This window comes from Buttiauxella cochleicola (assembly GCF_021282405.1).
GTDB lineage: Bacteria > Pseudomonadota > Gammaproteobacteria > Enterobacterales > Enterobacteriaceae > Buttiauxella > Buttiauxella massiliensis.
Genome location: NZ_JAJSOU010000013.1, coordinates 1 through 22,335, shown reverse-complemented (window position 1 = coordinate 22,335; position 22,335 = coordinate 1). Strand labels below are relative to the sequence as shown.

Sequence of the window (22,335 nt, the reverse complement as noted above, 5' to 3'; positions counted from 1 at the left end):
CTTTCCCAGATGGCAATTATGTTAATCCTTCGTAATATCGTACTGGTTCTTGCCAGTATGTTTTTCGCATTGAACGCCCAGGCAGACAGAATCATCACTGACCAACTTGGTCGCCAGGTTACTATTCCTGATCATGTTGAAAAAGTGGTGGTGTTACAGCATCAGACCCTGAATCTATTGGTTCAGCTCAATGCACAAAATGAAATAGCAGGAGTGATGACCAGCTGGAAAAAACAGCTTGGCCCTGAGTTTTCACGTTTTATGCCTGAGATTACCTCGCTGCCGACGCCGGGTGATCTCACCTCGGTAAATATCGAAAGCTTGCTGGCTATTCATCCGCAAGTAGTATTCGTCGCCAACTATGCACCCGCTGAGATGATTCAGCAGATTCAAAGTGCTGGAATACCTGTCGTGGCAGTCTCTTTGAGAAAAGATGCTGACGGGCAGCAGGATAAAATGAATCCGACGATGGCGGATGAAGAGCAGGCCTACAACGAAGGGCTAAAACAAGGTATCCGCCTGATTGCAGATGTGGTGGGGCGCAAACCTGAGGGTGAAGCACTCATCAAGTATACCTTTGCGGCGCGCGAGAAATTTAACGCACCGGTTGCAAATATCCCGGATACGCAGAAAGTGCGTGTCTACATGGCGAACCCTGATTTGATGACTTATGGCTCAGGAAAATACACTGGGCTTATGATGAAACACGCAGGTGCGCTGAACGTCGCCGCAGCCAGCGTAAAAGGGGCGCGCCAGATTTCTCTGGAACAGGTATTACAGTGGAATCCACAAGTTATCTTCGTGCAAGATCGCTATCCGCAGGTGGTAACTGAAATCCTGAATGACCCGAACTGGCAGGGTATTGATGCCGTGAAAAACCATCGAGTCTGGTTAATGCCGGAATACGCGAAAGCCTGGGGTTACCCGATGCCGGAAGCCCTGGCGATTGGCGAGTTGTGGATGGCAAAAAAACTCTATCCGGATGCCTACAAAAACGTCGATGTTGATGCCCAGGCGCAAGATTATTACCAGAACTTTTATCGTGTGAACTGGCAGACCGATGCTAAGCAGTGAGTCATTTATTCCCCAGCAACTGGTACTGATTATCTCAGTGCTGTTGCTTGGAGTTGCTTCACTTTGCGTAGGTCAATATTCACTTACGCTCAGTGAAGTTCTCCATCAGCTAACGCATTACTCCGATACGCAAGGTATTGCCAACCAGGTCATCTGGACGGTAAGACTGCCGCGTATTCTGATGGCGTTGCTTGCCGGTGGTGCGCTGGGGTTATGTGGAGCAACCCTGCAAGGTGTTTTCCATAATCCGCTGGTTGATCCACATATCATCGGCGTGACGTCAGGCGCAGCCTTTGGCGGCACACTGGCGATTCTGCTAGGTCTTGAACCATTATTGATGATGGGGTCGACATTTTTCTTCGGACTGAGTGCATTGATTCTGGTCTATGCGATTGCCGCTTTGCAGGGGCGAGAAAACGCGTTGGTGCTTATTCTCTCCGGCATCATTCTCAGTGGTTTTTTTGCAGCCCTGGTAAGCCTTATTCAATATCAGGCCGATACAGAAGAAGTTTTACCTAACATCGTCTTCTGGTTGTTGGGGAGTTTCGCGACCGCCAACTGGCATAAAGTTATAATGCTGGCTGTTCCGGTCATGATTTCTACCGCGATTTTATTCCAGTTACGTTGGCGCATTAATTTATTGTCACTTAATGATAAAGACGCGCAGGCATTGGGTGTTTCCGTGGTACCACTTCGACGCAGCGTACTGGTTTGCTGTGCATTTTTGGTCGCAGCACAGGTGGCTGTCAGCGGCAGTATTGCGTGGGTGGGATTAGTCATTCCTCATCTGGCGCGTCTTCTGGTGGGAGTCGACCATCGCCGTTTGCTCCCCACAGCATTCTGGATGGGGGGGGGTTTTATGATTGTCGTCGATGATATTGCCCGCACGTTAATGCAAGCCGAAATCCCACTGGGAATCATCACCGCTTTATTGGGGGCACCGCTGTTTACCTTTTTGCTAATACACTCAAGCCGCAGAGGCCGTCGATGAAAACGGGTGAACTACGTGTTCAGCGACTGTTATATGGACACAAAGAGCCGTTGTTTGAACCGCTCAGCTTTCACTGCCAGCAAGGGGATGTTTGGGCAGTTCTCGGACGTAACGGTTTGGGGAAAAGTACTTTACTTGACACACTGACAGGTACATTAAAACCCCTTGCTGGGAATATAGAGAATGAGGGCGGAATTGGTATTGTTGCGCAACAGTCGCACTTGCCCTTTCCGTACACAGTAAGCGATGTGGTGCTGATGGGAAGGGCGCAGCATGTGAAGCTATTTTCACAGCCGGGTAGTGAGGACAAGCATAAAGTTATCGAGGCGCTGGAACAGTTAAATATTGCACAGTTGGTTTCAACGCCTTTTACTTCCCTCTCTGGCGGGCAGCAGCAATTAGTAATGATTGCCCGCGCACTTGTGACTGCCAGCCAAATCTTATTGTTGGATGAACCTTGCTCAGCACTAGATTTAGCTAACCAACAGGTAGTGTTACAACTGATTAGCGATCTGGCTCACCGCCAGCAACGCGGCATCGTTTTTACCACCCATGACCCAGTTCATGCATTACAGGTCGCAACTCATACGCTGCTACTTTTGCCTGGAGGGAAATGGTTGGCCGGCACGACCGATACCATCGTTAATGAAGCGAATCTGTATCAAGCGTATGGTTTAACGTTGCGTAAAATAAGGATGGACAACTACGCCACCCCATTTGTTGCGCCACTCTTTACGATTGAGAAGTGAGTGGTAAAAAACCCGCGCTAGTCAGAAACGCTTGTCCTTTATGGCTAAGAATAAATTCAACCAGCGCTATTACCGCTGCGGAGTTTTCGAGCACAGCCAACTGATATTCGCACCGAATATTGTGCTCAGGCGCAATCGCGACGCAACGGACATCCGGTTGCTCGGCCAACACTTTGCCATAATGCGCATAGCCGATAAAAACATCAGCGAAGCCCTGGCGCAAAATCCAGGCGCTAGCCAGTTCACCTGGCGGAACGCTGAGTGTGTCACGGCCACCGACCAGTGGAATTGCCCGCAGGCGCAGTTGCTGCCCGAGACCTTGGTGAAACTGTTCGAGTTTATCAAACAGTGCCCATGTGTAATCACCAGACGGGTCACACCCAGGCGTGGATGTACCAACCCTTAATGCTGGGTCAGTGAGCAAGTCCAGCCAGTCGCCGTTTTTTTGCGTAGTTAATACCAGTTGATTCCAGGTGAAGGTTTCGGTTTTGATCGCTTTACCTGTCGCAAGTAAGTGTTGAGGATGCTCCCGGTTGGCAGAAGCGAAAAGTGCACAGGGTTCTCCCGCTTCAATGCGCTCTCTCAATAACCCTGCCGGGCCGTATTGCGCTGCAACCTCAATCCCGGTGAGATGGGTAAAATGGTTAAGTAGCGGGTTTAAAGCCAGTCGTAAACTGCCTGCGGCAAGCAAAGGTAAAACGCAAGTCATTATTTTTAGTTCTCTCGCTGAAGGTTTGGTTCAGCAGATATAAACCATCATGCTTAACTTTTACTAATGGTTTTTGTTAATTTCAAAATCGCACTGCGTTATTATTCAGGCAGTACGCCAGGGGATTAATCTGTAAATGCCCAAATGATAAGTTTATATAACTTGTAGGTTAGAAAACCAAAACTTAGTGCGAAGAAAATCGATACTATAGATAGCCTGGGATATAGATATTTTGGCATGTAATAGTAAAGATCAGAAAAAATCCACTTTGTCACCAAGTAGCTTAAGAACGAAAAGAAATATGCTTCAGCTATATTTTTACTTTTACGTTTCATGAGTAAAGACTCCGTCAATAATCAAGTAAAGAAATAACCTTATATAACATTCATCGTAATATCCACTTAATTAGGTGGTTGGCTGCTTTTTGCGCACGCCACGTTGATCTTTAACATCAAATTATTTCCAGTTAAATTTTGTATAAAATTAAACAAAGAAAATAAAATTCAGCACAAATTAAATAACACGCAACACTGTTGAAACATAAAATCCGCATTCTTATTTTTGGTATTTGGCAACAGAATTTGTTCGTTTTGCCGCCTATTTTTTGAATCAGGATATAGATGAAGTACAAAAAGCTCATTCTAATTGCCGCTTTGGCTATTGCGGGTTGTAGCGCAAAGGGCGATACGGCTAGCCAGCAACGAAGTGCCATTCAGCAGATGCGAATTGATACGCTGATAAAACTGTATAAGGTCCACCCTGAAGCCCGCAGTGAGATTCTGAAGTCAAAAGGGTATGCGGTGTTCTCCAATAATAGCAGTAAGATTTTATTATTTGGATTTGGCAGTGGATATGGTGTTGTGAAAGACCTCAGGTCAGGGAAAGACACCTATATGAAGATGGCACAGGCTGGGGCAGGACTGGGGATGGGGGTGAAGCAACAGCGAACCGTACTGGTGTTTAAGGACAGCAAAGCGCTGAGCAATTTCATTAAGAATGGCTATATTGTCGGCGCTGATGCGAATGCCGCGGCTAAATATGACGATAAAGGGTTGCCTGCGCTGGGGGCTTCGGCAAGTGCTGTCGCTCCGGACAATGTAGCTGTGCCTAAACCCGTGGGTGTATACGAACTCACCGAAAAAGGCCTTGCCGCACAAGCCATGGTTAATGGTTACAAATACTGGCCAGATGAAGCTCTGAACAGTAAGTGATGTAGAGAAGCTAACGGCACGATGGTGCCGTTTTTTTATAGGTAATTTTCCAGCCTCGAAAGCAGAAGGGTAAAGAAGTGTAAAAAACTATTTCATTTGCTTATGGCAATACATAGCTTCAATTTCAATTATGCACTGGCTTTTTCATCAATACCGACAATAAATAAAGAACCAGCAAAACATGTTATAGGGTTAGGTATGCTTAACAACTACAGCGTAAGAACCGTTATCCTTGTTTTTATATCTGCCTCTTTTGTCTTCATTGATCTAATGGCATTCCTTCTGGTAGCAAATGTGAGTGTCATCCTCATGTTGAACATCGTCGGAGTTATCTTGATCTCAAGTTTATGGTTTTACATGACTAAATATCTTGTGAGGCCGATTAACGAGGTTAAAAGAAATATTGATGAAATAAACTCAGGGAATTTATCAATTTCTATCCGCGAGTTTGGCAATAACTGTGCGGGGAAATTGATTCCAGGGATAAATAGCCTTGCAAAAGAAATATCCAGTCTGGTCATGGATATAAGAAAATCATCCAATTCGGCCAGCATTTTATCCGGCACGCTGGCTAACCAAAGTGCCGAACTCTCAGTCAAAACTGAACAGCAATCGGCCATGCTGATGCAAACAGCATCAAGCATGGAAGAGATTTCAGCGGGGACAAAGAGCAATGCAGAAAACACGCGTCAGTTAAACGATATAACCAATGAAGCCCATAAATCTGCAGGTCATGGGAGTCAGTTGATGCATAAACTCACGGAGAATATGGTATCCATTACTGATTGTTCGAAGAAAATGACCGAAATTATTAGCATTATTGATGGGATAGCATTTCAGACGAATATCCTGGCGCTTAATGCAGCAGTTGAAGCTGCGAGAGCGGGTGAACACGGCAAAGGATTTGCAGTGGTAGCGGGTGAAGTTCGGGTGTTAGCTCAAAAAAGCTCTGAGTCTGCCAAAAACATAAAAGCACTGATTGAAAAAACAAATACCAATGTAATGCAGGGTGCAAAACTTGTATCTGAAGCAGAAAAAAACATGCACGACATCGTTTCAGGGTCAGATGATCTTAACATGCTGATGGAGCATATTTTCATATCGACGAATGAGCAGGAAAAAGGTATTCAACAAATAACCATTGCTTTGTCCGAACTGGAAAAAGTCACTCTGAGTAATGCTGCAGTCGTTGTGGAGCTCGCGGAATCCTCAGACGTTTTAAAAAACCAGGTCGTAGAACTTCAAAAAAGAACCAATAATTTACGCTTGAATGGTGAAGATAAAAACACGATGCCTGTGGCTCCGCTCTTAGTCCCAACGAAGCAGGAAAAACATACATCAGAAGGTCACTGGCAGACATTTTAAATTACCATAATTAACGACCTGAACTGTACCCCAACTGTTGGATATTCAACGCATTAAGGTACAGTTTTTAATGTTAAATTTTTAATTTTCTGGCTGCAGATATTTTTATTAATTTAAGGTTCAATTGCCTGCTGGATAATTTGTGCGCTATTTGATCAGGGCGTGATACGATGAACCTCATTCATTGAAAGGCTAATCATCATGTCTATATTCGATTATGCAATGAAGCGCTTTAGTAACGCCACAAATGGCACTGTGACATGTCCAATCTGTGGAAATAAAGCCTCTTTTCCCGCTAACAAAATTCGCCAGGGGCAAACATTGCTCTGCCCAAAATGCAAATCACTGTTTGTTGTGCCGCGCTAATACTGTTGCCCACAGCACGTAGCGACTAACGCCAGCAATCCTCTTCTTTTATGAAGATTCTCTCTGGCGAATTGAGCCAAAGAACCTGCGCTGAGCATACAAATCAGCGCACGTAATGGCGATTGAAACCGCTTTAAATTCTTCTGAACATTCATACTTCGCTTACCAACGAAGCATCATCTTATTGAATCCCTATAGTAGGCCTCACAAGCGTACATTCAGGAGCAGTATTATGATTGCAGTAATTTTTGAAGCGAATGCCATACCTGCGCAACAAGAGCGGTATCTCCAACTGGCTGCAGAATTAAAGCCAGAGCTGGAGCAAATTGCAGGATTTATTTCTATTGAGCGTTTTCAAAGTCTGAATACCGTAGGAAAAATCCTGTCGCTGTCATGGTGGGAAAGTGAAGAGTCTGTCATAGCGTGGAAACAAAACCTAAAACACCAGGCTGCTCAATTTGAAGGGCGGGAATCTATATTTTCTTTTTACAGAATCAGAGTTGCACATGTCCTGCGCGATTATTCATCTGAAAATAGAGATTCTGGCCATGTATGATATTAACGTTATTCTTACCAATACTCCGTGGGCACTGTCATCGCTGGGATCTTTGCTCGGCCAAAGTGGGATAGGACTTGAAGGCGGCGGTGTTTTTACCATCGGTGATGAAAGCCATGCTCATTTTCTGGTTGAAGATGGTGAGCTTGCGCGGCAAGTGCTTAGCGAGGCTGGTTTGAATGTTAAAAATATCACATTGCCATTAATCAGAAAGTTAAAACAAGAAAAGCCTGGAGAGCTTGGTGAAATTGCCAAGGTCATTGCTCTGAATGGAATTAATATCAATGTACAATATAGCGATCATAATAATCGTTTGATTCTTCTGACCGACAATAACGACCTCGCCGCTAAAGTAACCAAACAATGGGAAGTGCCTGCGGAATGAATTTAAATGTTTCAAAAACTGCTGTTGATGAAACTGACTATCTCGAAACATCCATGTCAGTTGTTGCATCGGCTATTGCTGACCCATCGCGGGTCAGCATTCTTTGTGCGCTAATGGATGGTCGGGCATGGACGGCAACAGAATTAAGTACGGTTGCCAATATCGCCGCATCAACAACACAAGCGCGCATCTCGCAAAACTGCTTAATAGCCGCTTAGTTACATGCCTGTCTCAAGGGCGGCATCGTTATTACCGCCTGGCTGGAAGCGATATTGCAGCTCTTCTTGAAACTTTGATGGTGGTATCAGTGCACAGTGGAAAGACGCTTGAGACCAAAACACCCACACATTTACGTGTTGCCCGGACATGCTACGACCATATGGCCGGAGAAGTTGCTGTTGGAATCTATAACTTCATGTTCAAAGAAGGCTGGTTTTCTCCTGATGGTAATCTGCTTTCGCCGATGGGAAAGCTCCAGTTTCAGAATATGGGCGTGCTCATCGACCCTAATAGCAGGCGCAAAAGTTCCTGTGCTTGCCTTGACTGGAGCGAGAGAAGATTTCACCTTGGAGGCAGTGCTGGTGCTGCACTGATGCTGTTCTTTGAACAAAAGGGGTGGATAACTAAAATCGCTGGTTACAGAGAAGTGGCAATTACAGAAAAGGGCAAAGTCGATTTTTTACGGTTATTCCAGCTCACTGTGAATTGAATAGAACGAGATCTTCAAAGCATTGATTCCGAGCAATCCTTTGCTCTTTAGCAGCCTGTTAGGCTTCAAAATATGCGATACGATACCCATCATTTTCAGGAATAACGTGAGCAAATCCTGGTCTGGCAAAGTGCATGCCTGCGATGAGCCATTTTTCTCGGGCTGCTTGTTCCAGAATTTTTTTCCTGGTCGCTTCCGCTTGTACCGGGTCGCAGTCAAACGCAATAGAAACAGCCGGTTGCGCTGATTGAATATGCGGGAAATGGACAATATCTCCCCATATCACCAGGTTTTTATTATCCGACTCAATGCGAAACCCGGTGTGACCTGGCGTGTGCCCCGGAAGCCAGACCGGATGAATACCTTTAGCAATCTCATTCCCATCCAAAAATCTGACACTCTTTTCATAGACATCCAGCGTTCGGCGCACCAGCGCAAAATTGCGTTGACCACGCTCACTTGCTTGTTTTTGCCAGGTATCATTGCGCCAGTATTTTGCTTCCAGAGCATTAAGATGGAGTGTCGCATTCTTAAAAACGGGGCGCCCCTCAATGTCGAGCAGGCCGCCAATGTGATCAGGATGACCGTGCGTTAAAAGAAGGGTATCGATTTCTTCTGGGCTACTGCCGGCAGCATAAAGGTTTTCCTTGAGCTTCCCTCCAGCATTATTCAGACCACCTGTACCCGCATCAACCAAAATGGTTCGCCCAGCGCCACGGATAAGATAACAGTTGATGTGAATATTGCCTGGTTCAGAAATCCCGGCATTACGCTGTATTTCACCAGCCTCAGCAATATCAATACCGCACAATAATTCAAGGCTTGCAGACATATTGCCGTCACTCAGGACGGTAACCCGGTAATCACCGATTTGATGAGATGCAAAGGACGGGTAGCTCATGAACAGTTCCTCTTGAGAGCATGACAAATTGTGGAGAAGGAATAATCCTTCAACTGACATTTCGTCATGCTACACGCTGTATTATCGCTTCTGAATCGATATTATTTCATGATTCAGTGACATTTTGTCACTGACGATAAAACCCACCCTCAACTAAAAAGGCAGCGGTTATGCGTAGAAATATCCCCAGTAGCGCTTCGTTGCTGGCTTTTGAAGCCGCAGCAAGACACGGTAATTTTGCCCGTGCGGCAGAAGAACTCTCGCTGACGGAAGGTGCCATCAGCCGTCAAATTGCACGCCTCGAATCGCTACTGAAATGTAAGCTATTTGACCGAACGGGAAGTCGCGTGAAGCTCAATCCTGTCGGGGCGCGCTATGCGCGTCACGTGGGTGAAACGCTTGAGCGCCTGGACCGAGATACTCAATACATAACGGGAATGCCGGAAGGAAACAGAAGTCTGGAGTTAGCTGCGCTGCCGACCTTTGCCAGCCGCTGGCTCATTCCTCGCTTGAGCGGTTTCAGAAAGCAGCATCCAGACATCACACTGAATATAGCGGCCAGAATCGATCCATTTATTCTTACCGGTAGTGGCTTTGATGCGGCAGTGCATTTCGATCACCCCGCGTGGGCGGGTATGCGCATGGATTTCCTGTTTAAGGAGAATCTGGTTCCGGTATGTCATCCAGAGCTGCTTACAGATACAGATCTTTCCAGCCTGTTAAACGAGCTACCGCGAATTCATCGCAGACAAAATCCAGAGGCTTGGTATAGCTACGCTTGTGAAAGTGGAATTGTCCTCGATAATCCGGCACAAGGGGTCAGATATGACCTTCACGAAATGGCAATCGCAGCGGCGCTGGCAGGAGATGGCGTGGCATTAGTACCGTGGATGTATGTTGAAAAAGATCTCAGCAGTGGGGCACTTGCAGCGCCCTGGCCCAAATCTGAAGTGCTGAGTAAAAACTTTTGCCTGGTGAAACCAGTAGAGACTGGAATAAATGACACTGCACTACAGGCTTTCGAGCAATGGTTTAGGGCTGAAATCACTGATAGCGGGCAATAACGTAATACGTGGGAGCAAATATGGCCGCACCAGCGACCATATTGCATCAGTATTGAAAACGTTATGGGTTACTTCGAAAACTCGCAAGTTTTCGCTTTTGCTCTCCGCGAGCACTGAAATTGCCCGGTGAAAGCCAGCCTGAAAGTGCGCTTTCTACTGTTGGCCATTCAATATCGATAATAGATAACCAGTCCGTGTCACGGTTGCGTTGTTTGCGTGTCATGGCCTGACGGAAGCGTCCTTCAAATGTGAATCCCAGTCTGTCTGCCGCATTTCTGGAAGCCAGGTTGAGCGAGTCACAACGCCATGCCACGCGCCGATAGCCCAGAGAAAATGCATTTTTCAGCAACAAAAATATGGCTTCTGTGCCCATGGCGGTTCGTTGCATCCTGGGTGACCAAGTGACATGTCCTATTTCGATCGCACCGTTAACAACATCAATATTGCTAAAGCAGACGACACCAACCGGAAGACTACTGTTTATTTCCGCCACGGCCCATGCAACCAGCCCGGAATCGTTAATTTTATTCTCAACCCAAAGCTGCATTTGCTGTAAGCAGGTAGGCTGCTCAGCACCAAGCCAGGTCCAGTCTCTATCATCAGGCGCCTGTGAGAACGCTTCAAGAAGATCACCGCAATGGCTGGTTTCAAGAGGTAAAAGATAACAGTAATGGCCACAGAGCTGGGCTCGGGCCGGAAAGGGTGCAGGTTGCCAGTCGGAAAGCGGGAAACCAACAGGCTGACCATATTTATTCGTATTCAACGATCATTCACCTTCTGCTTTGCAAAATTGCGCGATAGCCATTGTGGTAACGACAAAGAGCCTATTAAAAACATGATGATCAACTCAAGCATCACAAGCTGGATATCATGCTGATAACCGTTTACTTCCCCTAAAGCGTTAACACGCCTCAAGTTGCCAGCTACCCTCGGTGATAGATAAGCGTTCAGTTAAATTCAGGTTTTTCAAGAACGTCTCATCGTGCGAAACCACCACCAATGCCCCCTGATAAGTCCGCAGCATTGTCTCCAGTGCCTGAATAGAAGGCAAATCCAGATGGTTGCTGGGTTCATCGAGCAGCAATAGTTGTGGCACGGGATCAGCGTACAACACACACGCCAGCGCAGCTTTCAGGCGCTCACCACCACTCAGGCATCCGCTGGCAATTTGGATTTTGTGAGCATCCAGGCCCAACTGCGCAAGCCGCATGCGCAAATCAGCTTCACTGGCATTGCGGTTGGCTTCACGTATCTGCTCCAGAACTGAACGTTGCGGATCAAGGTTGTCGAGATGTTGATTAAGTAAGGTATGCCCATGTGGGATACGGAAAGCACCGCTTAATGGCTGAAGTTTGCCAGATAGTACGTTTAAAAGTGTCGATTTTCCGCAGCCGTTACATCCAACGATACCGATGCGTTGCTGAGCGTATATCGACAGGTTCAATGGTGAAGAAAAAGCTGTCACGAAAGGCAGTTGTATCTGATTTAGCTCTGCAACCAGACGCCGTGAAGGAGAGTTCACAGCAAGCGAATGCACAACGATTTCAGCATTATCTTCAACGCGCGTTGCCGCTTCATGCACGCGTTGATCAAGTAATTCCTGAGCGGCGAGATGGAGTTGGTTTAATTTACCGGCCGACGATTCACTGCGTTGCTTTTGTCCACCCAGCAAAATTTTAGCCTGATTAGCTTCTCGCCCCTGGCGATGACCACGCGATTGCCGTTTCTCTAAACGTTCTTTCTGATCCTGAAGGTTCTTCTGTTCGCGCTGGCGTTCACGTTTTCTCTGTTCCAGCAGCTGAAGTGCGCTTTGTGTTTCTTGCGTTTTTTGCTGGGCGTAAAACGAGTAATTGCCGCCATAATTGTTCAAGCCGATGGATGAAAGCTCAACAATCCGCTGCATCGATTCCAACAATTCTCGGTCATGGCTTACCACCAATAGCCCGGCAGGCCAGCGTTGTAACTGAGCAATCAATGCAAGACGGTTTGCTCTATCAAGGTGGTTACTGGGTTCATCGAGAATCAAAAAATCGGCCTGTGAAAGCAAGGCCCCTATGAGTGACACGCGCATGGCTTCGCCGCCACTCAACTGGCTGACAGGTGTTGATGGCGCAAGATGCCCCAGTTCACACCGCTCTAACTCAATGTCCAAACGCTGGCGTATATCCCACTGCTGGCCGACCAATTCAAAATCTGCCATTGAGACACTACCCATTTCGATGCGCTCAAGTGCGCCAATAATGGATTGAATCCCTGCGAGTTCTGCAACGGTCATTTCTGCCTGATAGTGGGTTTGCTGAGCCAGATAATACGCAACGCCGGAACAGTTACATCTGCCCGATGAAGGAGGGATTATCCCGGCCAGAATTTGCGAGAGAACGCTTTTACCCACACCGTTTCGCCCAACGAGGCCGGTATGACGTGAGTCGAAAGATTCATTGAGTTGTGAGAACAGCGTTGTGCCGTCAGGTAAGACAAAAGATACGCTTTCAAGCGTAATGAATGAATTCGTCATGTAACTACTCCATAGATGCCAGAAACTGGCCCGATAAGTCGGGACTAGTAAATTGGCCGTCAGACAGACGGCAGCATCAATGGCGCATTGGACGAATACCTATAAAGAAGAAATGATTATAGACATTTTAAATAGGGTATGAAAAAAGTAAAGGTTCGGGTGAAGAACGTGATTCAGGTAAATTCGCGCAAATGGGGAGTGAAGTGATGAAAGTTAGATTGGCAACGCCTGCAGAGGCAGAAGAGTGCTGGAACATCAGAAATCAAGCTATACGCCATGGATGCCAGAATAGCTACAGTGCTGCGGTAATTGCAGCATGGACACCTGAAGCAATGCCTGAAAATTACAGAGTGGTTATCGCGGCCAATCCATTTTTCGTCGTTGATGGGCAAGACAAACGACCTGTTGCCACAGGTTATCTCGATCTTTCTGAGGGGAGTGTTGAGGCTATTTTTACCTCGCCCGATTATATCGGCAAAGGGTTTGCCGGGCTTATTCTGCAAGCGATTAAAGATGAAGGGCGTAAACGTGGCTTTAAACAATTAACATTGTCCTCGACGCCTAACGCGCAATCTTTCTATGAAAAACATGGCTTTATTCTACTACGTGAAAACCTCCATTCTTCTGCTCTTGCCCAGGCAGACCTGCGCTGCATGGACATGTCCATTGAGCTGTAGCCCATCCAATTTTCTCCCTCTCGACTATCCTGACAGATGAGCGCAATGGCTCGTCTTTTCCTCAAAATCTGTCTTGTACTGTTCTGCTTTTTGCAACGTTAAGTCAGGAGAAAATTTTATGAATGCAGACATTAAGGGCGGTATTGATATCGCGATTAAAGTGCCATCACACCAATACCAACAGACGCTTGATTTTTATCGTAATGCCATCGGGCTCAAGGAAATCACAGATAAATCACCCGCTACCGGGTTTGTATTTGGCCCGAACCGTTTGTGGATTGATGAAGCCCCAGGTCTGAGCCAGGCTGAGGTCTGGCTTGAAATGTTCACACCCGATTTTAAGTCAGCTGAAACACATATCGAAAAGTGTGGAGTTGTCAGATGTGATGCTGTCGAGCCTTTGCCAGAGGGATTTAAAGGAGGATGGGTAATGAGCCCCTGTAATATTGTACATATGCTTCGCGAACCAGAAGCATGGTGAATCGAGGATTCTATTCCTGCATAAATACAGCAAATAGCCGCTGCAATAATTAAAACCTGCAGCGGCTAATAGTTCGTTGATTGTCCTCTATTTATCGATCTTCTTACCTTTTACATCAACAACCTGCTCACCATCTTCTTTGGTGAATGCGCCACGTTGCCCATCAGTCAATATATCCAGAACTATTTCTGAAGGCCGACATAGCCGGGTACCCAGAGGGGTGACAACAATTGGCCGGTTAATCAGGATTGGGTGCTGCAACATGAAATCAATCAACTGGTCGTCACTGAAGGAGTCGCTTGCCAACCCTAATTGTTCGTAAGGTTCGACATTCTTACGTAATAACGCACGGACCGTGATCCCCATATCGGCGATTAACTTTTTCAGTTCATCAAGGGCTGGCGGCGTTTCCAGATACAGAATAACTGTGGGTTCAGTGCCACTGTTGCGAATTAATTCCAATGTGTTACGGGACGTTCCACAAACGGGATTATGATAAATAGTTACATTGCTCATCGTGTTGATCTCTCGTTGAGGCCCATAAAATATCTCTTCCAGGCCTGTAATTTAAACAATAGTTATAGGGCTACTGACAACCGCAGGGCTAATGCCGCAAGCGTGACGAGCAACACAGGAATAGTCATGACTATGCCTAATCGGAAGTAATATCCCCAGGTAATCGTTATATTTTTCTGCGACAAAACATGCAGCCATAACAATGTCGCCAGACTGCCAATAGGGGTGATTTTTGGCCCCAAATCGCTACCTATAACATTGGCGTAAATCATTGCTTCTTTGATAACACCCGAAGCAACGCTGCCATCAATTGATAGGGCTCCGATCAGAACAGTCGGCATATTGTTCATAACTGATGACAAGAAGGCTGCCAGGAACCCTGTTCCTAATGTCGACACCCACAATCCTTGCTCTGCAAGTTGATTGAGTAGGGCGGAAAGGTAGTGAGTCAGTCCCGCATTGCGCAAACCATAGACCACCAGGTACATACCCAGCGAGAAAATCACAATCTGCCAGGGCGCACCGCGCAGCACTTTTCCGGTATTAATGGTATGACCGATCTTTGCCACAGCAAGCAGAATCAGTGCCCCAACGGCGGCCACCAGACTGACTGGTACGCCGAGTGGTTCCAGGCCAAAGAACCCCACTAATAGCAAAAGAAGGACCAGCCAACCGGCTTTAAAAGTACTGGGATCACGGATTGCTTCTTTTGGCTCTTTTAACAGAGCAACGTCGTAAACGGCGGGGATGTCCTTACGGAAAAACAGGTGCAACATAACCAGCGTTGTCGCAATGGCGACAAGGTTAACCGGCACCATCACGGCTGCGTATTGCGTGAAACCAAGGTTAAAGAAATCGGCCGAAACGATATTCACCAGGTTCGAGACAATCAGCGGCAGACTGGCCGTATCAGCGATAAACCCTGCAGCCATGACAAAAGCTAACGTAGCCCCCCGGCTGAAACCCAGCGCCAGCAGCATCGCAATGACAATCGGAGTCAGAATAAGTGCGGCACCATCATTGGCAAACAGTGCCGCCACCATTGCACCCAGCAAAACAATCCAGGTAAAAAGCAGTCGGCCACGGCCATTGCCCCAGCGTGCAACATGTAATGCGGCCCATTCAAAGAAGCCAGACTCATCCAGCAGTAGGCTGATGATTATCACCGCGATAAAGGTGGCAGTCGCATTCCAGACTATTTGCCAGACTATCGGGATATCCCCAGGGTGAACGACACCTGTTAGTAATGCCAGACCAGCGCCTAGTATGGCGCTCCAGCCAATCCCAAGACCTCTGGGTTGCCAGATGACCAAAACAAGAGTGAGCAAAAAAATCGCACTAGCCACTAACATTACAAACTCCAAACATATTTGAATAAGTAAATGTGTTTCATCGTTATCAACATGAGGATAATGAAGCTGCACTGAGCTTTTTCTGGATGTTCTCTCGCTCACTATTCCAGGCGGATTCAATAATGGTCGCAGCCCAGGCCGGCATATGTGGTGACAGGCGATAATGCACCCATTTTCCTTCCCGGCGATCGGTGACCAGCTCTGCTTCTCGTAATAGCGCCATATGACGCGATATTTTTGGTTGGGATTCTGCTGTCACTGCACAGATGTCGCAGACACATAACTCACCGGACTCCCGGAGTAGCATCACGATGGTTGAACGGGTTTCATCGGCAAGCAGTTTAAAAAGCTGAACAGGCTGTAGCATGTTGAACCTCGCTATGAATTTATGATACATATGATAAATCATATATGTTTTCTTTTAAAGCTTAGTGTTTAAGATGGAGAAATTTCATGACGCATTTATCAGCAATCGAACGGGAATGTTTTGATGATGAGATTGCCAGCAAACTGCAAAACGATACCCAATTGATGCCGCGTATTTTGATCCTCTACGGCTCAGTTCGGCAGCGATCGTACAGCCGGTTTGCAGCCGAAGAAGCAGGGCGTTTACTTAGCGAAATGGGGGCCGAGGTGAAAATCTTTAACCCTTCCGGCCTGCCTTTACCTGATGACGCACCGGAAACCCATCCGAAAGTGCTCGAATTGCGAGAACTGGTCAGGTGGTGTGATGGAATGGTTTGGAGTTCTCCGGAAAGACACGGAGCCATGAGTTCAGTGATGAAGGCTCAGATTGACTGGATACCACTGAGCGAAGGCGCTGTTCGTCCGTCACAAGGGAAAACACTGGCCGTAATGCAGGTTAGCGGTGGCTCGCAGTCATTCAATACGGTAAATCAGATGCGAATACTTGGACGTTGGATGCGAATGTTCACCATTCCAAATCAGTCATCAGTACCGAAGGCGTGGCAAGAATTTGATGATGAAGGACGTATGAAACCCTCAGCCTGGTATGACCGGATTGTGGATGTCGCGGAAGAACTGTTCAAAATAACGTTAATCCTGAAAGGGCATACTGAGTATCTGGCCGACCGCTATAGCGAAAGGAAAGAAAGCCATCAGGAGCTGTCCAATCGGGTTAATCAGGAAAAAATATGAGCATCTTCAAACACCTAAACCTCTCAGTAGGCAATTAAATTCGGAAGGAAGTTTGATGAACACCGGAATGAATATAGTGAAAAGGATCTGTAGTCTTGTTGAGACTGCAGATCCTTAAATCTCATTATAACGGACTCTGTTTATCGGCCAGCGTCCAAAATATTAATAGTTGGATATTACTTAGCTGTGGACAAACAGACTCATAATCCCTATCAAGAGTGAGCTGTAAAAAATGATTCCATATAAATTACTCGGAATATCAATCCATTTGCGAATGATCCCGAGGGCCACAACGGTTAATGCTGCTGGATAAATGGCGCAAAGTACTGGCACAGCAAAAGCAGTCAGCGAATTTAGGCCAAGCACGGAAATACCAGCAGAAGCAATCAGCGAAATGACGACCAGCAATCCATAAGATACTCCAGTATTTTGGTTGAAATATTGGGCAGTACCGGTTATCAGGCCGATTGCCGTGACCAGACAGGCAAGGGTAATTATCGCCGCCAGAAGGATACGTCCATAAGCACCAAATAGGGTTTCCACAAATATACTGATGATCTGCAGCCCATTAGTGGCATGTAATACTGGGCTGTGAGCACCCATTGAAAGGTAGCAGACATAAATCAGAATCAGCCCCACTGCGGCAATAACGGCGGCAGTTGTGGAGTATTTAAAAATTCCGGCTTTATGGGCAATGCCGCGTTGTTGCAAGGTATGCGTAATAATCGCGCCAAAGCAGAGGGCACTAATAACGTCCAGGGTCTGATAGCCGTTTATAAAACCCATGTTGAATGGATGTACCTCATAGGCATTTTCTGCAACAGTAATGGCACCAATTGGATGAATCCATGCGCAAATTCCAATGAAAATTAATGCGCTGATCTTCAAAGGCGAAAGAACAAATCCTACTATCTCTAGTAGTTTCCCCGGCTTGGCCAGTGTTGCGCCGGCAAGGCCAAAGAATGCCACTGAAAATAGAAGTTTCTGACCCCAGGACTCCTTTGCTCCGTGAGCAATAAGTTCGTAGCTGATTGTTGCTGTTCTTGGAGTCCCAAACAGAACACCAAGAGTTAGAAAGCAGACACTCATAAAAATGAAACTTACTCGTTTACCTAATGGCCGAGTTAACTCATTAATATCACCACCATTGATGGCCAGCGATATGATGGCCAGCGCGGGGAATAATACTGCGGTGATGATAAAACCAAATCCAGCTGTAAACGTATTACTCCCAGCTTGCATACCAACCAGTGGTGGGAAAATAATATTCCCGGCTCCAAGAAAGAGTGCGAGAGTCATCCCACCAAGCGCCAGAGTTTTAGAAAAAGATAATGTTATTTTTTGCGTCATGTTGTTAATACCAATATTAAATTGTGTTTAATGCGTCATTTTGAGTATTAAATAAATTCTATTGCTCATTTGGTAAAATTAAATATTTAAATTAACCATTATTTTTTTTCTTATTCTGCTGGTTGATTAAAAACCAACCCTTTCAGGAATCTTTTTGGAATTTTTAACTGATTATGTTTTTGGCGACTAGCATTGGGAAAATGGCGGGTTATCTTTTTAATTAATACAATTTGGTAACAACGGGATCTACGGGGAAGTTATTGAAGAAAGAGAGGGTTCATCTGGGGTGTTTCAGTTGCAGGGCTCATTCCAACTATTACTCACTTTAACAAAAACTAACTTACACCTTGTTAAAACCCACTCCGTAACAAGATTTTTCATATTAATTTACACATAACTACATGTTTATATTACTAGCATAAGCGTAGATTTAATTTGAAATGAAATTTAATACTCTGCAATGCGCCGTTTCACTTCCCATCATCTTTCAATTATGTCTACGACTCCTTCAAAGCTACAATAGTGAAATTCAACAAATTGTATTTTTTCTACATCTTTAGAAGCTCATACTTATAAATATCCATTAATGGGCATTTTGTATTCTGTTGGCACATTCAAATGAAAGAATTGTGTTGTAGGGTTTTTAATTAATTGTAGCTTTTATAAAAATAACAACAATATTCAAGAGGAGTAGCTCGTGAGCAATTTACTTGGTGTGATTAAAGCGGTAATTGGCCTGGTTTATGTAGTTGAAGCAGACGGCTCACAGCGCCTCTTGATAGAAGGTGACAGAATATTTAGTGGTGAGGAGATTGTTACTGGTGACAGTGGCGCGGTTAGTGTCTCCCTGCCGAATGGTAAGACGATGGATCTGGGGCGTAATAGCCACTGGACAGAACATGGCGTGAATGCAGTTAATACCGCCGAACATGACACTCAGGATGTCGCGTCTTTGCAAAAAGCCATTACCGATGGCGTTGACCCGACAAAAGCATTAGAAGCGACCGCTGCGGGTAATGAAACACCGGTACATCTTGAAGGTGGTGGTGGCGGACATACCCTCGTTCAATTAGATTTAACGGGAAAAGTGGTTGATCCTTCTGCTGGTTTCAACACCTTGGGGTTAGGCGTTCCAACACCAGAAATTAACCTCCCTCAAAGTGGGCTGACGACTGGCAACGATTCAAGTTCCTCTCCTGTTCTTCCTCCCCTTGTTCACATCGACGATTTTGCTGGTAACGATGGTTATGTTAACAAAAATGAAATCGACCACGCTCACGTCAGTGGGACAAGCAATGAAGATCACGTCATTCTGACTTTTACAGATAGCCAAAATAATACAATTACGATTGATGTTCCGGTCATTGATGGCCACTGGACCACACAACCTGACTTAAGTGGACTGGCAGATGGCAACATTTCTGTTTTAGCCACGGCAACTGATGTTGCAGGCCGCACCGCAACAAGCACGGCCGACGCTGTCATTGATACCGTTGGCCCGCAAGACCATATCACCATTGATAACGTAACATCTGACAACACCATCAATATCAATGAGTCCCATCAGAATTTGACTTCTGTTCACGGCACAGTCTCCGGCGATGCTGCGGTGGGTGATAAAGTGGTCTTAATGGTCGATGGCCAGGAATATGACGGCGTGGTTGTTGATCTTGGTAATGGTAAGTTGGGTTATCAGATTGATGTCTCAACACAAGGGTTGCTGGCAGACCCCAATATCCATGCCACAGTGACGTCGACAGATGCGGCGGGCAATACTACCCAGGCATCAAGCGATCATCATGTCGATATTGATCTCGATATTCATAACTCAGTAACCATTGGCACGGTAGCTGGCGACAACACCATTAACGCCAACGAATCTCATCTGCCGACTTTCATCAACGGTGATGTGGGCGGCGATGCGAAAGCGGGCGACCATGTGGTGGTCAGCGTCAACGGTCATGACTACGACGGTGTGGTGGTGAAAGGGCCTCACGGCAAGCTGCATTACGAAGTGCCGGTGCCGACCAATGTCTTTAACGAAGGTGCCAATGATGTGAAGGTAACGGTCACCAGTTTTGATGCGGCCGGCAACGAAGCGATCGCCACCGAAGACAAAACCGTTACTCTCGATACTCTCGCACACAATACCATCACCATAGACACCGTAGCCGGTGATAACACGGTAAATACCAATGAATCCCATATGCCGACCTTTATCAGTGGAGAGGTTTCCGGTGATGCGCAGGCGGGGGACCATGTGGTGGTCAGCGTCAACGGTCATGACTACGACGGTGTGGTGGTGAAAGGGGCTGACGGCAAACTGCATTACGAAGTCCCACTGCCGGACGGCGCGCTGCACGAAGGCAACAACGATGTGAAAGTGACGGTTACTGGTGTCGATGATGCCGGTAACATCGCGATTGCCACCGCTAATCAGAATGTCATCGTCGATACTCAGGCAAATAATAATGTGACCATTCATACCGTCGCGGGCGATAACACGGTGAACGCGCACGAGTCCCATATGCCGACCTTTATCAGTGGTGATGTCACAGGTGATGCGCAGGCGGGGGACCATGTGGTGGTCAGCGTCAACGGTCATGACTACGACGGTGTGGTGGTGAAAGGGCCTGACGGCAAACTGCATTACGAAGTCCCACTGCCGGACGGTGCGCTGCACGAAGGTAGCAATGATGTGAAAGTGACGGTTACTGGTGTCGATGATGCCGGTAACATCGCGATTGCCACCGCTAATCAGAATGTCATCGTCGATACCCAGGCAAATAATAATGTGACCATTCATACCGTCGCGGGCGATAACACGGTGAACGCGCATGAATCCCATATGCCGACCTTTATCAGCGGCGATGTGGGTGGCGATGCGAAAGCGGGCGACCATGTGGTGGTCAGCGTCAACGGGCAGAACTACGACGGCGTGGTGGTGAAGGGTTCTGACGGCAAGCTGCATTACGAAGTGCCGCTGCCGGATGGCGCGCTGCACGAAGGCAGCAACGATGTGAAGGTGACCGTCACCAGCTTTGATGCAGCCGGCAACGAAGCGATTGCCACCGCGACCCAGAACGTGGTGGTGGACACCGAAGCCAGTGACACCCTGACCATTGCCCCGGTGGCGGGCGATAACACAGTGAACGCGCATGAGTCCCATATGCCGACCTTTATCAGCGGCGATGTGGGTGGCGATGCGAAAGCGGGCGACCATGTGGTGGTCAGCGTCAACGGGCAGAACTACGACGGCGTGGTGGTGAAGGGTTCTGACGGCAAGCTGCATTACGAAGTGCCGCTGCCGGACGGCGCGCTGCACGAAGGCAGCAACGATGTGAAGGTGACCGTCACCAGTTTTGATGCGGCGGGCAACGAAGCGATTGCCACCGCGACCCAGAACGTGGTGGTGGACACCGAAGCCAGTGACACCCTGACCATTGCCCCGGTGGCGGGCGATAACACAGTGAACGCCCATGAGTCCCATATGCCGACCTTTATCAGCGGCGATGTGGGTGGCGATGCGAAAGCGGGCGATCATGTGGTGGTCAGCGTCAACGGTCATGACTACGACGGTATTGTGGTGGTGGGCTCAGACGGCAAGCTGCATTACGAAGTGCCGCTGCCGGATGGCGCGCTGCACGAAGGCAGCAACGATGTCAAAGTGACCGTCACCAGTTTTGATGCGGCGGGCAACGAAGCGATTGCCACCGCCACCCAGAACGTGGTGGTGGACACCGAAGCCAGTGACACCCTGACCATTGCCCCGGTGGCGGGCGATAACACAGTGAACGCGCATGAATCCCATATGCCGACCTTTATCAGCGGCGATGTGGGTGGCGATGCGAAAGCGGGCGACCATGTGGTGGTCAGCGTCAACGGGCAGAACTACGACGGTATTGTGGCGGTGGGATCAGACGGCAAACTGCATTACGAAGTGCCGCTGCCGGACGGCGCGCTGCACGAAGGCAGCAATGATGTGAAGGTGACCGTCACCAGCTTTGATGCAGCCGGCAACGAAGCGATTGCCACCGCCACCCAGAACGTGGTGGTGGACACCGAAGCCAGTGACACCCTGACCATTGCGCCGGTGGCGGGCGATAACACAGTGAACGCCCATGAATCCCATATGCCGACCTTTATCAGCGGCGATGTGGGTGGCGATGCGAAAGCGGGCGACCATGTGGTGGTCAGCGTCAACGG

General features: G+C 47.4%; 21 protein-coding genes and 1 pseudogene. 14 read left to right on the top strand and 8 right to left on the bottom strand.

Annotation, left to right across the window (positions count from 1 at the left end; all coding sequences use genetic code 11):
- Nucleotides 1-18 precede the first annotated feature (18 nt).
- The 3 genes from LVQ79_RS16930 to LVQ79_RS16920 are packed head-to-tail and all read left to right on the top strand — an operon-like array spanning nucleotide 19 to nucleotide 2,814.
- On the top strand, nucleotides 19-1,074 hold the full coding sequence (locus LVQ79_RS16930) for an ABC transporter substrate-binding protein (protein ID WP_232865819.1): 1,056 nt from the start codon (nucleotides 19-21) through the stop codon (nucleotides 1,072-1,074).
- Nucleotides 1,061-2,065 carry a FecCD family ABC transporter permease gene (locus LVQ79_RS16925; RefSeq protein ID WP_232865818.1) on the top strand — a complete coding sequence of 335 codons (1,005 nt, stop codon included), beginning with the start codon at nucleotides 1,061-1,063 and terminating at the stop codon, nucleotides 2,063-2,065. Before LVQ79_RS16930 ends, LVQ79_RS16925 begins: the two co-directional genes overlap by 14 nt.
- Complete coding sequence (locus tag LVQ79_RS16920) at nucleotides 2,062-2,814, top strand: ABC transporter ATP-binding protein (protein ID WP_232865817.1); 753 nt, start codon at nucleotides 2,062-2,064, stop codon at nucleotides 2,812-2,814. The genes LVQ79_RS16925 and LVQ79_RS16920 overlap by 4 nt, the downstream gene beginning before the upstream one ends.
- Here the strand turns inward: LVQ79_RS16920 and LVQ79_RS16915 are convergent.
- On the bottom strand, nucleotides 2,798-3,523 hold the full coding sequence (locus LVQ79_RS16915; protein WP_232865816.1) for a substrate-binding domain-containing protein: 726 nt from the start codon (nucleotides 3,521-3,523) through the stop codon (nucleotides 2,798-2,800). The two genes, LVQ79_RS16920 and LVQ79_RS16915, sit on opposite strands and share 17 nt — an antisense overlap.
- A 620-nt stretch (nucleotides 3,524-4,143) precedes the next feature.
- On the opposite strand from LVQ79_RS16915, the gene LVQ79_RS16910 reads away from it, so the two are divergent.
- The 6 genes and pseudogenes from LVQ79_RS16910 to LVQ79_RS16885 all read left to right on the top strand — a co-directional run bounded on the left by LVQ79_RS16910 (nucleotide 4,144) and on the right by LVQ79_RS16885 (nucleotide 8,115).
- Complete coding sequence (locus LVQ79_RS16910) at nucleotides 4,144-4,734, top strand: lipid-binding SYLF domain-containing protein (protein ID WP_232865815.1); 591 nt, start codon at nucleotides 4,144-4,146, stop codon at nucleotides 4,732-4,734.
- A 198-nt stretch (nucleotides 4,735-4,932) separates the two neighbouring features.
- Nucleotides 4,933-6,099, top strand: coding sequence for a methyl-accepting chemotaxis protein (locus LVQ79_RS16905; RefSeq protein WP_232865814.1), 1,167 nt, complete (start codon nucleotides 4,933-4,935; stop codon nucleotides 6,097-6,099).
- Nucleotides 6,100-6,300: 201 nt separating this feature from the next.
- Complete coding sequence (locus LVQ79_RS16900; protein ID WP_226812007.1) at nucleotides 6,301-6,465, top strand: YnfU family zinc-binding protein; 165 nt, start codon at nucleotides 6,301-6,303, stop codon at nucleotides 6,463-6,465.
- Between the two features lie 232 nt (nucleotides 6,466-6,697).
- Nucleotides 6,698-7,021 carry an antibiotic biosynthesis monooxygenase family protein gene (locus LVQ79_RS16895; protein ID WP_232865813.1) on the top strand — a complete coding sequence of 108 codons (324 nt, stop codon included), beginning with the start codon at nucleotides 6,698-6,700 and terminating at the stop codon, nucleotides 7,019-7,021.
- Complete coding sequence (locus LVQ79_RS16890) at nucleotides 7,014-7,406, top strand: amino acid-binding protein (RefSeq protein ID WP_232865812.1); 393 nt, start codon at nucleotides 7,014-7,016, stop codon at nucleotides 7,404-7,406. Before LVQ79_RS16895 ends, LVQ79_RS16890 begins: the two co-directional genes overlap by 8 nt.
- Nucleotides 7,403-8,115 (top strand): annotated as a pseudogene (locus LVQ79_RS16885) (ArsR/SmtB family transcription factor). Before LVQ79_RS16890 ends, LVQ79_RS16885 begins: the two are co-directional and overlap by 4 nt.
- Before the next feature lie 58 nt (nucleotides 8,116-8,173).
- Here LVQ79_RS16885 and LVQ79_RS16880 read toward each other — a convergent pair.
- Complete coding sequence (locus LVQ79_RS16880; RefSeq protein ID WP_232865898.1) at nucleotides 8,174-9,016, bottom strand: MBL fold metallo-hydrolase; 843 nt, start codon at nucleotides 9,014-9,016, stop codon at nucleotides 8,174-8,176.
- A gap of 170 nt (nucleotides 9,017-9,186) precedes the next feature.
- Between LVQ79_RS16880 and LVQ79_RS16875 the strand changes: the two genes are divergently transcribed.
- Complete coding sequence (locus LVQ79_RS16875; protein ID WP_232865811.1) at nucleotides 9,187-10,080, top strand: LysR substrate-binding domain-containing protein; 894 nt, start codon at nucleotides 9,187-9,189, stop codon at nucleotides 10,078-10,080.
- Between the two features lie 61 nt (nucleotides 10,081-10,141).
- Here the strand turns inward: LVQ79_RS16875 and LVQ79_RS16870 are convergent, their stop codons facing one another.
- Together LVQ79_RS16870 and LVQ79_RS16865 are read right to left on the bottom strand one after the other, a co-directional pair.
- Nucleotides 10,142-10,843, bottom strand: a complete 702-nt coding sequence (locus LVQ79_RS16870; RefSeq protein WP_232865810.1) for a GNAT family N-acetyltransferase — start codon at nucleotides 10,841-10,843, stop codon at nucleotides 10,142-10,144.
- A gap of 138 nt (nucleotides 10,844-10,981) precedes the next feature.
- Nucleotides 10,982-12,595: an ABC-F family ATP-binding cassette domain-containing protein gene (locus LVQ79_RS16865; protein ID WP_232865809.1), complete on the bottom strand. Its 1,614-nt coding sequence runs from the start codon at nucleotides 12,593-12,595 to the stop codon at nucleotides 10,982-10,984.
- 206 nt (nucleotides 12,596-12,801) lie between these two features.
- On the opposite strand from LVQ79_RS16865, the gene LVQ79_RS16860 reads away from it, so the two are divergent.
- Together LVQ79_RS16860 and LVQ79_RS16855 are read left to right on the top strand one after the other, a co-directional pair.
- Entirely contained in the window at nucleotides 12,802-13,272 is a 471-nt protein-coding gene (locus tag LVQ79_RS16860) for a GNAT family N-acetyltransferase (RefSeq protein ID WP_232865808.1), read from the top strand.
- A 118-nt stretch (nucleotides 13,273-13,390) separates the two neighbouring features.
- On the top strand, nucleotides 13,391-13,753 hold the full coding sequence (locus tag LVQ79_RS16855) for a VOC family protein (RefSeq protein ID WP_232865807.1): 363 nt from the start codon (nucleotides 13,391-13,393) through the stop codon (nucleotides 13,751-13,753).
- A gap of 87 nt (nucleotides 13,754-13,840) precedes the next feature.
- Here LVQ79_RS16855 and arsC read toward each other — a convergent pair whose 3' ends face one another.
- The 3 genes from arsC to LVQ79_RS16840 all read right to left on the bottom strand — a co-directional run bounded on the left by arsC (nucleotide 13,841) and on the right by LVQ79_RS16840 (nucleotide 15,988).
- Entirely contained in the window at nucleotides 13,841-14,269 is a 429-nt protein-coding gene (gene arsC / locus LVQ79_RS16850; RefSeq protein ID WP_232865806.1) for a glutaredoxin-dependent arsenate reductase, read from the bottom strand.
- Between the two features lie 62 nt (nucleotides 14,270-14,331).
- Nucleotides 14,332-15,621 (bottom strand): arsenic transporter, encoded by a 1,290-nt coding sequence (locus tag LVQ79_RS16845; protein WP_232865805.1) that lies wholly within the window; start codon nucleotides 15,619-15,621, stop codon nucleotides 14,332-14,334.
- Between the two features lie 46 nt (nucleotides 15,622-15,667).
- Entirely contained in the window at nucleotides 15,668-15,988 is a 321-nt protein-coding gene (locus tag LVQ79_RS16840) for a metalloregulator ArsR/SmtB family transcription factor (RefSeq protein ID WP_232865804.1), read from the bottom strand.
- An 86-nt stretch (nucleotides 15,989-16,074) separates the two neighbouring features.
- Here LVQ79_RS16840 and arsH point away from each other — a divergent pair, with 86 nt between their 5' ends.
- Nucleotides 16,075-16,779 (top strand): arsenical resistance protein ArsH, encoded by a 705-nt coding sequence (gene arsH / locus LVQ79_RS16835; RefSeq protein WP_232865803.1) that lies wholly within the window; start codon nucleotides 16,075-16,077, stop codon nucleotides 16,777-16,779.
- A gap of 180 nt (nucleotides 16,780-16,959) precedes the next feature.
- Here arsH and brnQ read toward each other — a convergent pair whose 3' ends face one another.
- The gene (gene brnQ, locus LVQ79_RS16830; RefSeq protein ID WP_232865802.1) at nucleotides 16,960-18,129 is read right to left on the bottom strand and encodes a branched-chain amino acid transport system II carrier protein; all 1,170 of its coding nucleotides are present in this window, start codon (nucleotides 18,127-18,129) and stop codon (nucleotides 16,960-16,962) included.
- A gap of 697 nt (nucleotides 18,130-18,826) precedes the next feature.
- Here brnQ and LVQ79_RS16825 point away from each other — a divergent pair.
- The coding region (locus tag LVQ79_RS16825; RefSeq protein ID WP_232865801.1) for a retention module-containing protein at nucleotides 18,827-22,335 on the top strand (3,509 nt) is incomplete at its 3' end.

What these genes read in the sequence shown, in the direction of transcription:
- LVQ79_RS16930 (WP_232865819.1), top strand. Translation starts at nt 19, where the DNA reads ATGTTAATCCTTCGTAATATCGTACTGGTTCTTGCCAGTATGTTTTTC.
- LVQ79_RS16925 (WP_232865818.1), top strand. Translation starts at nt 1,061, where the DNA reads ATGCTAAGCAGTGAGTCATTTATTCCCCAGCAACTGGTACTGATTATC.
- LVQ79_RS16920 (WP_232865817.1), top strand. Translation starts at nt 2,062, where the DNA reads ATGAAAACGGGTGAACTACGTGTTCAGCGACTGTTATATGGACACAAA.
- LVQ79_RS16915 (WP_232865816.1), bottom strand. Translation starts at nt 3,523, where the DNA reads ATGACTTGCGTTTTACCTTTGCTTGCCGCAGGCAGTTTACGACTGGCT.
- LVQ79_RS16910 (WP_232865815.1), top strand. Translation starts at nt 4,144, where the DNA reads ATGAAGTACAAAAAGCTCATTCTAATTGCCGCTTTGGCTATTGCGGGT.
- LVQ79_RS16905 (WP_232865814.1), top strand. Translation starts at nt 4,933, where the DNA reads ATGCTTAACAACTACAGCGTAAGAACCGTTATCCTTGTTTTTATATCT.
- LVQ79_RS16900 (WP_226812007.1), top strand. Translation starts at nt 6,301, where the DNA reads ATGTCTATATTCGATTATGCAATGAAGCGCTTTAGTAACGCCACAAAT.
- LVQ79_RS16895 (WP_232865813.1), top strand. Translation starts at nt 6,698, where the DNA reads ATGATTGCAGTAATTTTTGAAGCGAATGCCATACCTGCGCAACAAGAG.
- LVQ79_RS16890 (WP_232865812.1), top strand. Translation starts at nt 7,014, where the DNA reads ATGTATGATATTAACGTTATTCTTACCAATACTCCGTGGGCACTGTCA.
- LVQ79_RS16880 (WP_232865898.1), bottom strand. Translation starts at nt 9,016, where the DNA reads ATGAGCTACCCGTCCTTTGCATCTCATCAAATCGGTGATTACCGGGTT.
- LVQ79_RS16875 (WP_232865811.1), top strand. Translation starts at nt 9,187, where the DNA reads ATGCGTAGAAATATCCCCAGTAGCGCTTCGTTGCTGGCTTTTGAAGCC.
- LVQ79_RS16865 (WP_232865809.1), bottom strand. Translation starts at nt 12,595, where the DNA reads ATGACGAATTCATTCATTACGCTTGAAAGCGTATCTTTTGTCTTACCT.
- LVQ79_RS16860 (WP_232865808.1), top strand. Translation starts at nt 12,802, where the DNA reads ATGAAAGTTAGATTGGCAACGCCTGCAGAGGCAGAAGAGTGCTGGAAC.
- LVQ79_RS16855 (WP_232865807.1), top strand. Translation starts at nt 13,391, where the DNA reads ATGAATGCAGACATTAAGGGCGGTATTGATATCGCGATTAAAGTGCCA.
- arsC (WP_232865806.1), bottom strand. Translation starts at nt 14,269, where the DNA reads ATGAGCAATGTAACTATTTATCATAATCCCGTTTGTGGAACGTCCCGT.
- LVQ79_RS16845 (WP_232865805.1), bottom strand. Translation starts at nt 15,621, where the DNA reads ATGTTAGTGGCTAGTGCGATTTTTTTGCTCACTCTTGTTTTGGTCATC.
- LVQ79_RS16840 (WP_232865804.1), bottom strand. Translation starts at nt 15,988, where the DNA reads ATGCTACAGCCTGTTCAGCTTTTTAAACTGCTTGCCGATGAAACCCGT.
- arsH (WP_232865803.1), top strand. Translation starts at nt 16,075, where the DNA reads ATGACGCATTTATCAGCAATCGAACGGGAATGTTTTGATGATGAGATT.
- brnQ (WP_232865802.1), bottom strand. Translation starts at nt 18,129, where the DNA reads ATGACGCAAAAAATAACATTATCTTTTTCTAAAACTCTGGCGCTTGGT.